A 13,978-nucleotide genomic window follows, 5' to 3' on the forward strand; every position below is an offset into this window, starting at 1 on the left:
TCTCAGCCCCGCCGGCTTGCGCGCTGACTACGATACGTATCGAGGACTACCGCGATGACGATCACTGCACCGGTGATGATGCGCTTGGTCGGCTCGGTTGCGCCGATCTGCGCCAGACCGGCCGCCAACACGGAGATGATCAATACGCCGAAGAACGTACTGATGACCGAACCACGTCCCCCCATCAGGCTGGTACCGCCGATCACAACGGCAGCGATGACTTGCAACTCAAGGCCTGAACCGGCGTTCGGATCGGCGGCTTCCAGACGGGAAATCTGGAACAGCGCCGCGATGCCGGCCAGCAGCCCCATCAGGCTGAACACCAGAATCTTGTAGGGCTTGGGATTGATGCCCGCCAGCCGCACAGCTTCCTCATTGGTACCGATACCGATCAGGTAGCGACCGAACACGGTCCGGGTCAACACTGCTTGAGCAATGAAAATCACCAGCAAGGCGATGATGAACGACGGCGAAATACCAAAAGCGATCGGGTTCGACAGCCAGGCGAATGAATCACCGATGTAGGCTGTGCGCGAACCGGTCATCTGATAGGCCAGACCCCGTGCCATCTCCAGCACACCGAGCGAAACGATGAACGACGGGATTCGCCACGCAACCGTGATCGAGCCGGTCACCGTGCCGGCCAGTGCCGCCACTGCCATGCCAAGCAGCGCAGCCGGCAGGACACTCCAGCCCCAGCCCAGGATCGCCACACTGACAGTCGATGCCGCAAGCGCCAGCACCGAACCCACCGAAAGGTCGATCCCGCCGATAATCAGAACGAAGGTCATGCCCACCGCCAGCACCATCAGGTCGGGAATCTGGTTGGCCAGGGTGCTGAAAGTGTTATACGACAGGAAGTGGCTGCTCATGACCGAGAACAGCGCAACCATCGCCAGCAAGGCACCGGCCAGGCCCAGGTAAGTACCCAGGCCGTAGAAGTTGCCACTACGTTTACCGGCAGAAGATGCAGTTTTCATGGGAGATCCCTAGGCGCTGCTTCATTGAGCAACGCATCACGTTTTTGGTAGCCGGCGAACGCGGCGGCAAGCAAGTCATCCTGGGTCCAGCTTTCACGCTCGAACGTGTCGATCAGACGCCCCGCTGACAGCACGCCGATACGGTCGCAGATCAGCATCAACTCGCGCAGGTCACTGGAGACCACCACCAGAGCCTTGCCCTGGCGGGTCAATTCGCCGAGCAGGTTATAAATGTCGAACTTGGCACCGACGTCGATACCGCGAGTTGGCTCATCGAACAACAACACAGAACAGTCACGCTCCAGCCAGCGGCCGATCACGACTTTTTGCTGGTTGCCGCCGGACAGCTCGGACACCAGCTGAGTCGGGCTCGAACTGCGGATGCGCATGGCATCGATCTGCCGTTTGGCCAGAGAGATTTCGTCGCCATTGTTGACGAAACCGCCGCTGGAAATTTCCGGCATATTGCCCAGAGCAATGTTGGCGCTGATCGACTGGCTCAGTAGCAGGCCTTCACCCTTTCGGTCTTCCGTGATCAATGCAATGCCATTGCGCACTGCGTCGACCGGCGAGCGGATACTCACCACCTGCGCCGGCGAACCGAGGGCAACGCTGCCGCTGTCGGCCAGATCGGCGCCGAAGATCAGGCGCAACAGTTCCGTGCGCCCTGCCCCGATCAATCCGGAAATACCGAAAATCTCACCGGCGCGCACTTCGAAGGACACATCGCGCACCTTGTCGGAGCGAGTGAGGCCTTTGACCGTCAGCGCTGGGGCACCGATATTGCGCGAGCCCATGTCCATGTGCTCGCCCAGCTCGCGACCGACCATCAGGGTGACCAGTTGCTCGCTGTTGTAATTGGCCATCGGCTCGACGCAAACAAGATTGCCGTCACGCAGCACGGCAATGCGCTGCGCGACGCGGGCCAGTTCTTCGAGTCGGTGGGAGATATAGATGATCGCGACGCCGCGCGCCTGCAGCCGGGTGATCTGTTCAAAGAGCATTTCGACTTCGCGAGCGGTGAGCATCGCGGTCGGCTCGTCGAGGATCAGCACATGGCAATCACCGATCAGGTTGCGCGCGATTTCGACCATTTGCTGGTGACCGATGCCCAGTTCGCCGACCAGTGTGTCGGGATCGATGGCATCCAGGCCGACTTGAGCCATGGCTTCGATGGCCGCCTTGCGCAACTGCTTGCGGCTGATCCAGCCGCCGTTGCTCGGCAGGTTGTCGAGAAACAGGTTCTCCGCCACTGATAGGGTCGGCAGCAGATTGAGTTCTTGCATGACCATGCGCACGCCAAGCTCTTCGGCCTGGGTACGACTGCCGGGGCGATATTCCTTGCCCTGAAACTGCATCTGCCCGGTGGTCGGGGTCACCAGGCCACCAATGATCTTCGACAGGGTACTTTTACCGGCACCGTTCTCGCCGGTCAGCGCCAGCACTTCACCGCGCATCAGCGTCAAGTCGATGCCGGTGAGCACCGGTTGCGCATAGGTCTTGCCGATACCGCTGACCGAGAGGACAGCGTTCGGGGCGGAAACTGACATAAAAACTCTCCATGCGCTCGCCCGGACGGACGAGCGCCATTGTGTCGCCGAAGGACTACTTCTTGGTGACCAGCTCGACCGGGGTTTCGATGACGCCGTTGGCGCCACTGTCGACTTTCTCGCCCTTGATGATTTTCAGCGCGGTCTCAATGCCGAACACTGCCTGTTTGGCAGCAAACTGATCAGCGGTTGCAAGTACACGACCATCCTGCAGCATCGGTTTGATGGCATTGATGTTGTCGTAGCCAACGACCTGCACCTGCCCGGCCTTGCCGGCAGCACGCACAGCGGAAACAGCGCCGACGGCCATGCTGTCGTTACCGGCCAGCAGTGCCTTGACGTCCGGGTACTCGCTGAGAATCGAAGCGGCTACCTTGTTGCCCTTGTCGATTTCCCAATCGCCGGACTGCAGGGAAACAACCTTGATCTGCGCGGCCTCCATCGCATCCTTGAAGCCAGCCGTACGCTGCTGGGCGTTGGTCGTCGTGGAGACGCCTTCGATGATGCCGACTTCGTCACCGGCCTTCAGCTGCTTGGCCAGGTACTCGCCTACCAGACGTGCGCCCTTGCGGTTGTCCGGGCCTACGAACGGAACGGTGATGTTCTTGCTTTTGATGACAGCCGGATCGAGCTGGTTATCAATGTTGATCACGGTGATGCCGGCATCGACGGCTTTCTTGATCACCGGCACCATGGCCTTGGAGTCAGAAGGCGCGATGACCAGTGCATTGACCTTCGCCAGAATCATCTGCTCGACGATGCGGGTCTGGCCTGCCGTGTCGGTTTCGTCCTTGATGCCGTTGGAGATCAGGTCGAATTCGGCGGAGTGTTCTTTCTGATATGCCTTGGCGCCATCTTCCATGGTGAGGAAGAATTCGTTGGCCAGGGACTTCATGACCAGTGCGACTTTTGGTTTTTCCGGGGACTCGGCGAAAGCCGAAGAGACAGGCAGTGCGGCGGATGCGGCAGCCAACATGGCGACAGCGAGAACACGTCCAGCGAATGGCAGCTTCATGGGTTCACTCCGATCTTATGATTATTGTGAGCAACGCTTGCGCTGGCGTAAGCTTCACTGCACTCCATGACGAGTTCTACTCATCGCGAGGGCCGCGCAAACGTTTGCGTAGATCGAACTATGCGAATCCTGCCTACGTTTGTCAACAATCAGAGATCGGTTTTGATTGTAGGGCGAATCTGCAGATTCGCCCCTTGAATGCTCAAGCCGTGGTGTTGACCAGATTGCCGCCAGAGGAACCCTTGGACATTTCCTTGACCAGAGCAGCGGAGACTTCCAACAGCGCACCGCTGGTTTGAGCGATCTCCCCCTGAACGGCCATGACCGCCTGCGACTTCGCTTCCGGAGTCGGATAACTCGCTGCTTGCGCCGCGGCCAGTCGCTGTTGCTGCTCTTGCAATTGCTTCTGCAATTCCTGCATCCGCTTCAGCAGCATCTTGACGGTGAGGCTCAGGTTATCGCCATCCCCCTCCGCCTTGCTGTCTTCTTGTGCGGGACCGCCAGTCTTGACCTGATTGCTCTCTGGTTTTTCTGCGCCCAGCGCCTCGGTTGAAGCATCCGCTTGCGCTTCACTCATCGCGCTGATCGTTGCTGCAGTTTTGCCGCCGATGGTGACGGCACCGGGGTTTGAAAAACCGATCGTCAGTGACATGTGAACTCCCTCAATTCCAGTTTCCTTGAACATCCATCGGCCCGGGGGAAGTTTTCTTTAGCAGAGAATCCAAATCCGGCAACCTCACTTGTCCTGCAAAAGACGTAGTCCTTTTCGGAGAGCCGAACACGAAAGCCTCCAATGTTCGGAATACCGGATCAGCGATTCGGCCCGGGACTCACCAACCCATAAAATGTTGATATAAATCATCAGGTTAAACATTTCTCTAACGCAAAGTACGGCTGGTACAGATCCTGCTCCCTCCCTGCACCCCAGGCATTCAGATCGGCCCGGGGCGTATCTAGATGAACCTGCACCAGCACCGTCTCACTACTAGAGAGAAAAATAATGAAATCTGCTTTCAAGACATTGGTTCCGGGCGCTTTGGCCCTAATGCTGCTCCTGCCCTCTGCCCTTCAGGCAAAAGAAGTCGAAACCCAGACCAAACTGGCCAACGTGGTGGTCCTTGCCACAGGCGGCACCATTGCCGGCGCTGGCGCCAGTGCGGCCAACAGCGCTACCTATCAGGCCGCCAAGGTCGGTATCGAACAATTGATAGCCGGCATTCCTGAACTGAGCAAACTGGCGAATGTGCGTGGCGAGCAAGTCATGCAGATCGCGTCGGAAAGCATCACCAATGAAAATCTGCTGCAACTGGGTCGCCGCGTATCCGAGCTGGCCGACAGCAAAGACGTCGATGGCATCGTCATCACCCACGGCACCGACACCCTGGAAGAAACCGCTTACTTCCTGAACCTGGTAGAGAAAACCGACAAGCCGATCATCGTTGTCGGCTCGATGCGCCCAGGCACCGCCATGTCGGCGGACGGCATGCTCAACCTGTACAACGCGGTCGCCGTCGCCAGCAGCAAAGAAGCCCACGGCAAGGGTGTACTGGTGACCATGAATGATGAAATCCAGTCCGGCCGCGATGTCAGCAAAATGATCAACATCAAGACCGAAGCATTCAAAAGCCCATGGGGCCCGTTGGGTATGGTGGTCGAAGGCAAGTCCTACTGGTTCCGCTTGCCAGCCAAGCGCCACACCATGGATTCGGAATTTGATATCAAGAACATCAAGAGTCTTCCTGACGTAGAAATCGCCTATTCCTATGGCAATGTCGGCGACACCGCCTACAAGGCCCTGGCTCAATCCGGCGCCAAAGCCATCATCCACGCCGGCACCGGCAACGGCTCGGTGTCTTCCCGCGTCGTCCCGGCCCTGCAGGCCCTGCGCAAGGATGGCGTTCAGATCATTCGCTCCTCCCACGTCAATGCCGGCGGCTTCGTTCTGCGTAACGCCGAACAGCCTGACGACAAGTACGACTGGGTCGTGGCTCACGACCTGAACCCGCAAAAAGCCCGCATCCTGGCGATGGTCGCCCTGACCAAAACCAACGACAGTAAAGAGCTGCAACGGATGTTCTGGGAGTACTGATTCACCCTCGCCCGGTCTCATCTCGACCGGGCACCTGACTCACCACTCGCCGTCCTGGTGAGTGGTGCAATTACCTACACCGCCCTCACACCTTTCCTGCACAAATAATTCAGATGAGCCACATCAAAACCGGAAAACCGCTGTCAGAGGATTTTCTTGATTTTTAAGCAGTTGCGAAAATGCTTACAGTTAAATACTGTATGCACGTACAGCTTAATAAGGATAACTTCGTGGCCACTTCCTCTGATGCTCCCGATGCTTACGAACGCATGGGCATGCGTGTTCAAAAGATCATCAACTCCCCCACCGCACAAAAAGCCAAAGCGGCTCTGATCTTCCGTCTTCCGGATGAACCGATGGATGAGTGGGAGCGCCTGCTGGAAGAGATCGACGAGAACGACAACGTCACACTCGCCTATCGAGACGATGGTGGCGTGCAGATTTTCTGGGTTGTACCGAAGGAAGATTGACTCAATGATTGTCCGTTTTTTTGCTTTGCTTTTACTGTTCATTTCCCTGGGCGCCCAGGCCGGCGCGCCCCGCACGTTCTCCGAGGCCAAGAAGGTCGCCTGGAAGCTGTACGCGCCACAATCCACCGAGTTTTATTGCGGGTGCAAATACACGGGCAACAAGGTCGACCTGGCGGCTTGCGGTTATGTACCGCGCAAAAATGCCAAGCGCGCCTCCCGCATTGAGTGGGAACACATTGTCCCGGCCTGGGAGTTCGGCCATCAGCGCCAGTGCTGGCAGGAAGGCGGACGCAAGAATTGCACGCGCTATGACCCAGGCTATCAGAAAGCCGAGGCTGATCTGCACAACCTGGTACCCAGCATCGGCGAGGTCAACGGTGATCGCAGCAACTTCAGCTACGGTTGGCTACCGGTCGAAAAGGGTCAATATGGCTCCTGCCTGACCCAGGTCGACTTCAAGGCGAAAAAGGTCATGCCCCGCCCTTCGATTCGCGGCATGATCGCACGAACCTATTTCTACATGAGCAAGCAATACGGCTTGCGCCTGTCGAAACAGGATCGCCAATTGTATGAAGCGTGGGACAAGACATACCCGGTGCAAGACTGGGAGCGCCAGCGCAATCAGAGCGTGGCGTGCGTAATGGGGCGCGGCAACGAGTTTGTCGGGCCGGTGAACATGAAAGCCTGCGGCTGATCGTTCGCGCAAAAGAAAAGGCCTCGCGCTTCAAGCCCGAGGCCTTTTTTGTGGTCAACTACCAGGCTTGTTGTAACGCCAGTAACCCATCAGGTTAAGTGACTCGCGAGGAATACCGCGCTCCTTGATCAGGTATCGGCGCAGATTCATGACCGCGGCGGATTCACCGGCGATCCAGCCATAGAAACCGTCAGTGGCGGTTTCGGCGATTTCCCAGAGGATCTCCTGATCGATATCGACGTCGGCCAACTCTACAGCCTGATTGACCATCGATGCGTCTACAGGTAGCGCAGCCTTTCGCACCGCCTCCACCATCAGCGTCCCGGCAACCGCCGCTCCTGCCTGCTCCCGAACCAACCACTGCACCGACAGGCCACGCCAGTCCGGGACCGCAAGCATGTCGTGCACACTGTCGACCTCAAAGAACACTTGAGCCTGGGGCGGTTCAGCGAGTGCGGCCAGTTCATCGAGAATCCCCATAGCGGCGGGCAATGCCGTTGAATCGGCGACCAGCAAAAGCTGCTGGAGGGTTTGCGGAGGCTTCCATTCAAAGCCTCCGGCCTCTTCGGCCGAGAACCGGCTATCGGGCGCCAGGATTTGCATCGATTCGCCTGGTTGCGCCCGAAGAGCCCAACGGGAAGCAGGCCCGGTTTCACCATGCAGCACAAAATCGATATCAACTTCACCCTGGTCTGCACGCAAATGACGAATGGTGTAGGTACGCATCGCCGGGCGGCGATCAGCCCGCATGGCGCGGAAACGAGCGTACCAACCCTCCACCTGAGAAAGCCTGGCTGGCGAACCGTCCGCCGCCGGAAAAAACAGTTTGACGCGCTGATCGGGCGCCCAGGTTGCCATCTCGACAACAGCAGGACTGGCGAGCGTAGTCCGCATGAGATGCGGGCTAAGTTGATGCTTGTGACGTAAAACAACGTCGAACAACTTGTAGGGACTGGCGGAGGCCATACGGAGCTCCTTCTGAGAATCTTCGGTGACTCCTTTAACAACGAATCACACCGGACACCCTTTAGTCAGCTCCGCTGAAAGGAACATTTACTGTGCCGCAGTACGCTCGATTACCAGTGTCTCGATGTTCTGCTTTTTCGCCTTGATCAGCGCCGCGTTCACATCGGCCTGCTTCACTTCGGCTTCGGCTTTGGAATTGAATGGCCCCAGCAGGATCCGGGTCTTTCCGCTGGCGTCCTTGATGACATTGGCGATAAACGCATGCTCGATCAACCACCCGCTAAGGTCACTCACAGCCTGAGGCGTTTCGCCGCGCACCTCCAGATCCCACTGCGGTCCGGACACGACTGCCGGCGCTGCCACCGCTACCGATTTTGGCTTTTGCGCATCCACGCCCTTGCCTTCACCACATCCTGCCAATGCCAGTGCCGCGACTACCCAGACCAATTTGCGCACAACGCTTCCCTCTGAATTCTCGAAATGGGGATCTTAACATTCACGAATACTTTCAGAGCCCAGCAAAATGGGCACAAAACAACGAGATTGATGATTGCAGCACCTGTATAGTTACGCGCTGGGAATTAATGCCGCATCTGCGCGTCAGAAAGAGGCACCCAAACCGTGAGACTTCGCACTAATCTATACGTACCACCGACCTCTGCACTGTCTGAATCAGGTGCCCTACAAAGCAATCAAGGAGAAGACCATGCTGATACTCACCCGCAAAGTCGGTGAAAGCATAAACATTGGTGATGACATTACGATCACCATCCTCGGCGTAAGCGGCCAGCAGGTTCGCATCGGCATCAACGCTCCAAAGAACGTTGCCGTACACCGCGAAGAGATTTACCAGCGTATTCAGGCCGGCCTGACCGCGCCGGACAAGCCACAAACCCCCTGAGCCCTGCCGCAGTCAGTAGCCAGTCCGTTCACCTTCGCGTAATGACTGGCTAAAGATCCGAGCGCCGTATTGCCATCCCCCCACCTCATTGGTGACGGCGCAGGCTATTTCCCTCCTGCTGCAACTCCCTCTCCCCCTCTTCGCAACCGATACTAACCATCATTTCAATGGCTGGCTGTCGGACGTTTCCGAATAAAAGCAGGGAATCGCGCCCGCCTAGCCGAACGTCACCCCACGCGCCATCCCGGTGGCCGCTATCACCATCAGAACCAGCAACAACGCTTCGGCATGACTGATTCGTGCAAACACCTTTGCGCGCCCGGTGTCCAGGGGAGTGCCGCGCGCCTGGCCGACGCGCCATTTGATCAATGTAATCATCGGCGCGAGCTCCAGAAGCAGAATCAGCACAAACAGCGTCATCTTCAAATGGAACAGCGGCTGATGCAGATAGTAATCGGCGCCCTTCTCATAACTGCCGAAAGCTCGCATGCCACCCGTGACCAGCAGTACCAGCGCAGATATCCCCCATAGATTGTCAGCGAGCAGAACCCGCCGAACGTCGCCAGCTCCGGCAGCCAGGCGGCTGAATGCCGTTCCGCGTGTCAGCACAGCCCAGAAACCCAGGGCAAATGCGAGCAGATGAACCGCAGCAAGAAACCAATGAACCAGCATCGATGAACCCCCGTCAGGCAGAGATGGAAATCGGCCAGACAGTAGTAGTCGAAAAACTGTGGATTTGCCCGATGCCGCGCCGGAAAGGCACGCCGGTTGAGAGAGTTGGCAGAACGAAAGCCTGGGGAGAGGTAAATCGCAGGCAAAAAAAATCCCAAGCAGCTGATGGAAGCTTGGGATTTAAAAATGCATAAACCGTGGTGGTGAACGCGGGGCGAATATTACTGATTTTTTAAGTGTGTAACAACGTATTTTTGATAACCGGTTGGTTAAATAAAACCGTAACCCTTTAAATATCCACACTATTTACATGGCGGCTTACTTTTTCCGAGATGATCCTCCAGAAATTGCTCACTGAACGGCCGAACAGGATTCGCCAGCCGATCCTGGATGACCGCCCACGCCTGCCTGCGGAGAACATCGAGCCCCTCATCCGTGAGAGGTAGCTGTCCACTGAAATATTCATCGACGATGGCGAGCAACTCATCCCGTCGGGGCCCTGGCTCCATACGCTCTAGAGCGAAGGTGTCGAGTTCTTTGACCATCTTCCATTTCCCAAATAGCAACAAGTGACCTTTTTTAAACCAGATCACCTAACACTTATGTAGGACTATTCCGAATTGGCTGGCAGAGAACTCTCAATATCTTCCTGGAGATTTTCATCTCATCCATCAACCCCATCATCGAATGAGGCTCAAGATTTCAAAAGCCGACCGAAGCGAACATCGAGCCGGCGCAGAGAACAAAGGAAGGAGATCACAAATTACAGACAACAAAAAAGGGCCCACCTTTCGGTGAGCCCTTCTAGACCGCCCAGCAGAGCGGATTTTGTTTGGTAGGCGCGATTGGACTCGAACCAACGACCCCCACCATGTCAAGGTGGTGCTCTAACCAACTGAGCTACGTGCCTGCTGTGAGGCGGCATTCTACGGAATTCCGGAGGGGTGTCAACACCTTTTTTTCACCTAACCCTATGAATATGCAAAATATTTAATTTCGACCCGCCGCAAGAAGATTTCCCGGTGGCTGGCGGAGGTTTTTCAACTCGGGTAGGATCGTCGCACTCGTAAAATATATTAAACAGAGGCTGCAGGATGGCGAACCCCCCTTACCCAGAGTCTTATTACGCGGCGTCGGCCAACGCCGTACCACCACGCCCTGCCCTGCAAGATGATGTGGAGACGGATGTCTGCGTGATTGGCGCTGGTTATACGGGACTTTCCTCGGCCCTGTTCCTGCTGGAAAACGGTTTTCGCGTGACCGTGCTGGAAGCCGCCAAGGTCGGCTTTGGTGCCTCGGGGCGCAACGGCGGGCAAATCGTCAACAGCTATAGCCGTGACATTGATGTGATCGAGCGCAGCGTCGGCCCGAAGCAGGCTCAACTGCTCGGGCAAATGGCATTCGAGGGCGGCCGGATCATTCGTGATCGCGTCAGCGAGTACAACATCCAGTGCGACCTGAAGGACGGCGGTGTATTCGCTGCCATTACTGCCAAGCAGATGGGGCATCTGGAATCGCAGAAACGCTTGTGGGAACGCTTCGGCCATACCCAACTGGAATTGCTGGATCAACGGCGCATTCGTGAAGTGGTGGCTTGCGATCAATACGTCGGCGGCATGCTCGACATGAGCGGCGGCCACATCCACCCGCTTAACCTGGCACTCGGCGAAGCGGCCGCCGTGGAATCTTTGGGCGGCACCATCTATGAACAGTCGCCGGCCGTGCGCATCGAACGCGGCGCCAACCCGGTCGTGCACACACCGCAGGGCAAGGTCAGAGCCAAATTCATCATCGTCGCGGGCAATGCCTACCTCGGCAATCTGGTGCCGGAACTGGCAGCCAAATCGATGCCATGCGGCACCCAGGTCATCACCACCGAGCCTCTCGGTGATGAACTGGCAAAATCCCTGCTGCCGCAGGATTACTGCGTCGAAGACTGCAATTATCTGCTCGACTACTACCGCCTTACCGGCGACAAGCGCCTGATCTTCGGCGGTGGCGTGGTGTATGGCGCGCGCGATCCAGCGAACATCGAAGCGATCATCCGTCCGAAAATGCTCAAGGCCTTCCCGCAACTCAAGGACGTGAAAATCGACTACGCCTGGACCGGCAACTTCCTGCTAACGCTGTCGCGCCTGCCTCAGGTCGGGCGCCTGGGCGACAACATCTATTACTCCCAGGGCTGCAGCGGCCACGGCGTGACCTACACGCACCTGGCTGGCAAGGTGCTGGCAGAGGCACTACGCGGACAGGCCGAGCGTTTCGATGCGTTTGCCGATCTGCCGCACTACCCGTTCCCCGGCGGGCAACTGCTGCGCACGCCGTTTGCTGCGCTGGGCGCGTGGTATTACGGACTGCGCGACAAGCTCGGTTTCTGACGCGCAAAAAAAGGGCCGCTGAAAAGCGGCCCTTTTTACATTCAGCTCAAATCACAACTGATCCCGCGCAATCCCGCTGCGAATCCGCAGAATATCCGCCAGTACCGCCAAAGCAATTTCCGCCGGAGTCTTACTGCCCAGGTTAAGGCCGATCGGCGCATGAATCCGCGCCAACTCGCCCTCCCCCAGACCGCCAATCCGACGTAGACGCTCGAAGCGCTTCTGCGATGTCTGCTGCGAGCCCATCACACCGATGTAGAACGCTTCGGTGCGAACGGCCTCCATCATCGCCAGATCGTCGATACGCGGATCGTGGGTCAACGCCACCACCGCCGTATCACGGTGACAGCCGCCATCGGCGATGAACACCGACGGCAGTTGCCGGCGAATCTCCACGCCATTGAGCACTACGCCTTCCAGCACCTCATCACGCGGGTCACAGAGAATCACTTCGAAGCCGAGACCGACCGCGAACTCCGCGCAGGCCTGCGCCACGCTGGAATACCCCGCCAGCAGCAAACGCTGGGCAGCGCCGATGCGAATCCGCACGCGATCGATTTCACGCTCGATCCGCGCACCCTGTTCACGATCCGCAAACAGGCTACGCGCGCCCGTGGCCAGATCGACCTCGCGAATCAAACGGCGCTGCCCAAGCAACGCCGATTCGAGTTCACGCAGGTGAGCCTGCACATCGCAGTCGGCGTCAAATTTCTCTACCAGCACATCGAGAATGCCGCCACAGGGCAGGCTGACCCGCGAACGCGGATCGTCACCTTCGCCATAACGCACGACGTTGATTGCATCGAGAAACGCATCTTCAGCGACGCGCTCGAGAAAATCCTCCTCGACGCAACCACCGGACAGCGACCCGATCCACTGCCCGTCGTCGTTCACCGCCAACAGCGAACCCGGCGCGCGCGGCGCCGAGCCGTAGGTCGCCAGCACGGTGCAAAGCCAGATGCGCTGCCCCGCTGTCGACCACTCCAGCGCCCGCCGCACAACCTGCAGATCGAGATACTGCATGATCAGTGCGCCTTGTGCTCGATTGACGGTGCGTCAGCCTTGAGCTTCTGCACATCACTGACCGCCAACTCGGCCGACTGACCACCCCAACCCTGACGCAGGTAATTCAGCAGATCGGTCAGTTGATCGGCACTGAGCTTGTCGGCAAAACCCGGCATCGGCTGCATGTGTTCGAACCCGGCAAATTTCTGCTCGCCGATGCCATCCTCAATCACTCGCAACAGGTTGCGCGGGTCTTCCAGGCGCAGCGTGGTGTTGCCGCGCATGGCCACCGCGATGTGCGGCTTGCCCTCGCCGCCGGCCGCGTGACAGCCGGCGCAGACGTTCAAGTATTCCTGACGGCCGCGCTGAGCGCTGGCACTGAGTTTTTCCACCGGCACGTCGGCAAGCTCTTTCGCCGCTGGCGGCTTATCGCCGAGCAGGAAAGTCGCCATCGCCGCCAGATCCGGATCATTCAGACCCTGAGTGCTGTTGTGGAACACCGGGAACATCTCGTTGAACATCGTGCCCTGGGCGCTCATGCCGTGCTTGAGGAACGTGCTCAGATCCTGATGGTTCCAGCCGCGGGCCGCCAGGTCCGTCGCCAGCAGGCTCGGTGCCAGGTAGCCGTTGAGGATGCCGCCGGTCAGGCGTTTGTCCAACTGCATCGCGCCCGGCAAGCCGCGTGGCGTGTGGCATTCACCGCAGTGGCCAAGCACTTCGACCATGTATTGGCCGCGCTTCCAGGCGTCGCTTTTGCCTTCGACCGGCTCCAGTTTCAAAGCTTGGCCGTACATCATGTTCCAGCCAATCAGGCCCGGACGCACGTTGAACGGGAAGCTCAGGCTCGTCACCGGCGCTGCACGCTCGATCGGCTCGACGGTTTTCAGATACGCGTGAATCGCATCCGAATCCGCACGCGGCATCAAGTGATACGAGGTGTACGGCATCGCCGGGTACAGATTGGCGCCGTCGCGCCGCTTGCCTTCGGTGAGCGCAGCGAAGAATTCGTCATCGCTGTACAGGCCGATGCCGTGCTCTTTGCTCGGGGTGATGTTGGTGCCGTAGATCGTGCCGAATGGCGACACGATCGGCAGGCCACCGGCAAACGGTGCGCCGCCCGGAGCTGTGTGGCAAGCCATGCAGTCGGCGGCGCGGGCGAGGTATTCGCCGCGCTTGACCTGATCATCCGCATGAGCCGCCAGAACAGGCACGGCAAACCCGACCGCCAGGGTCAGGCGGGTCAATAAACGCTTCATGC

The 13,978-nt window shown here is 58.2% G+C and carries 15 protein-coding genes and 1 tRNA gene; 5 read left to right on the top strand and 11 right to left on the bottom strand.

From position 1 onward, the window contains the following. Positions 1–2 precede the first annotated feature (2 nt). The 4 genes from ACW9HX_RS16840 to ACW9HX_RS16855 all read right to left on the bottom strand — a co-directional run bounded on the left by ACW9HX_RS16840 (position 3) and on the right by ACW9HX_RS16855 (position 4,197). Positions 3–980, bottom strand: a complete 978-nt coding sequence (locus tag ACW9HX_RS16840) for an ABC transporter permease (protein ID WP_025111208.1) — start codon at positions 978–980, stop codon at positions 3–5. Further along, positions 977–2,530 carry a sugar ABC transporter ATP-binding protein gene (locus tag ACW9HX_RS16845; RefSeq protein WP_457381459.1) on the bottom strand — a complete coding sequence of 518 codons (1,554 nt, stop codon included), beginning with the start codon at positions 2,528–2,530 and terminating at the stop codon, positions 977–979. The genes ACW9HX_RS16840 and ACW9HX_RS16845 overlap by 4 nt, the downstream gene beginning before the upstream one ends. A 55-nt stretch (positions 2,531–2,585) precedes the next feature. Next, positions 2,586–3,545: a substrate-binding domain-containing protein gene (locus ACW9HX_RS16850; RefSeq protein WP_457381460.1), complete on the bottom strand. Its 960-nt coding sequence runs from the start codon at positions 3,543–3,545 to the stop codon at positions 2,586–2,588. A gap of 202 nt (positions 3,546–3,747) precedes the next feature. Further along, on the bottom strand, positions 3,748–4,197 hold the full coding sequence (locus ACW9HX_RS16855; RefSeq protein ID WP_457381461.1) for a hypothetical protein: 450 nt from the start codon (positions 4,195–4,197) through the stop codon (positions 3,748–3,750). A 348-nt stretch (positions 4,198–4,545) separates the two neighbouring features. On the opposite strand from ACW9HX_RS16855, the gene ACW9HX_RS16860 reads away from it, so the two are divergent. The 3 genes from ACW9HX_RS16860 (at position 4,546) to ACW9HX_RS16870 (ending at position 6,798) form a co-directional block, all read left to right on the top strand. Continuing rightward, positions 4,546–5,634 carry an asparaginase gene (locus ACW9HX_RS16860; protein WP_085732494.1) on the top strand — a complete coding sequence of 363 codons (1,089 nt, stop codon included), beginning with the start codon at positions 4,546–4,548 and terminating at the stop codon, positions 5,632–5,634. Between the two features lie 179 nt (positions 5,635–5,813). Next, positions 5,814–6,104: a DUF1654 domain-containing protein gene (locus ACW9HX_RS16865; protein ID WP_457381462.1), complete on the top strand. Its 291-nt coding sequence runs from the start codon at positions 5,814–5,816 to the stop codon at positions 6,102–6,104. Between the two features lie 4 nt (positions 6,105–6,108). Next, positions 6,109–6,798: an endonuclease gene (locus ACW9HX_RS16870; protein ID WP_457381463.1), complete on the top strand. Its 690-nt coding sequence runs from the start codon at positions 6,109–6,111 to the stop codon at positions 6,796–6,798. Positions 6,799–6,852: 54 nt separating this feature from the next. Here the strand turns inward: ACW9HX_RS16870 and ACW9HX_RS16875 are convergent, their stop codons facing one another. Beyond that, complete coding sequence (locus ACW9HX_RS16875) at positions 6,853–7,764, bottom strand: siderophore-interacting protein (RefSeq protein WP_457381464.1); 912 nt, start codon at positions 7,762–7,764, stop codon at positions 6,853–6,855. Between the two features lie 87 nt (positions 7,765–7,851). Then, positions 7,852–8,220, bottom strand: coding sequence for an SPOR domain-containing protein (locus tag ACW9HX_RS16880; protein WP_457381465.1), 369 nt, complete (start codon positions 8,218–8,220; stop codon positions 7,852–7,854). Positions 8,221–8,470: 250 nt separating this feature from the next. On the opposite strand from ACW9HX_RS16880, the gene csrA reads away from it, so the two are divergent. Continuing rightward, positions 8,471–8,665, top strand: coding sequence for a carbon storage regulator CsrA (gene csrA / locus ACW9HX_RS16885; RefSeq protein WP_003179932.1), 195 nt, complete (start codon positions 8,471–8,473; stop codon positions 8,663–8,665). A gap of 216 nt (positions 8,666–8,881) precedes the next feature. Here the strand turns inward: csrA and ACW9HX_RS16890 are convergent, their stop codons facing one another. From ACW9HX_RS16890 to ACW9HX_RS16900, 3 genes are all read right to left on the bottom strand, one after another. Next, positions 8,882–9,337, bottom strand: a complete 456-nt coding sequence (locus tag ACW9HX_RS16890; protein WP_457381466.1) for a DUF2214 family protein — start codon at positions 9,335–9,337, stop codon at positions 8,882–8,884. Between the two features lie 302 nt (positions 9,338–9,639). After that, on the bottom strand, positions 9,640–9,882 hold the full coding sequence (locus tag ACW9HX_RS16895) for a hypothetical protein (protein ID WP_457381467.1): 243 nt from the start codon (positions 9,880–9,882) through the stop codon (positions 9,640–9,642). 288 nt (positions 9,883–10,170) lie between these two features. Continuing rightward, positions 10,171–10,247 (bottom strand) — tRNA-Val (locus ACW9HX_RS16900). 184 nt (positions 10,248–10,431) lie between these two features. Here ACW9HX_RS16900 and ACW9HX_RS16905 point away from each other — a divergent pair. Further along, on the top strand, positions 10,432–11,715 hold the full coding sequence (locus ACW9HX_RS16905; RefSeq protein WP_457381468.1) for an NAD(P)/FAD-dependent oxidoreductase: 1,284 nt from the start codon (positions 10,432–10,434) through the stop codon (positions 11,713–11,715). Positions 11,716–11,766: 51 nt separating this feature from the next. On the opposite strand, the gene ACW9HX_RS16910 is transcribed toward ACW9HX_RS16905, so the two are convergent. Both ACW9HX_RS16910 and ACW9HX_RS16915 read right to left on the bottom strand, forming a co-directional pair. Then, positions 11,767–12,738: an XdhC family protein gene (locus tag ACW9HX_RS16910; RefSeq protein ID WP_457381469.1), complete on the bottom strand. Its 972-nt coding sequence runs from the start codon at positions 12,736–12,738 to the stop codon at positions 11,767–11,769. 2 nt (positions 12,739–12,740) lie between these two features. After that, a complete protein-coding gene (locus tag ACW9HX_RS16915; protein WP_457381470.1) occupies positions 12,741–13,976 on the bottom strand; it encodes a c-type cytochrome in 1,236 nt (411 codons plus the stop codon). Between the last annotated feature and the right edge of the window lie 2 nt (positions 13,977–13,978).

The sequence above is a fragment of the Pseudomonas sp. SDO52101_S400 genome, assembly GCF_054071635.1.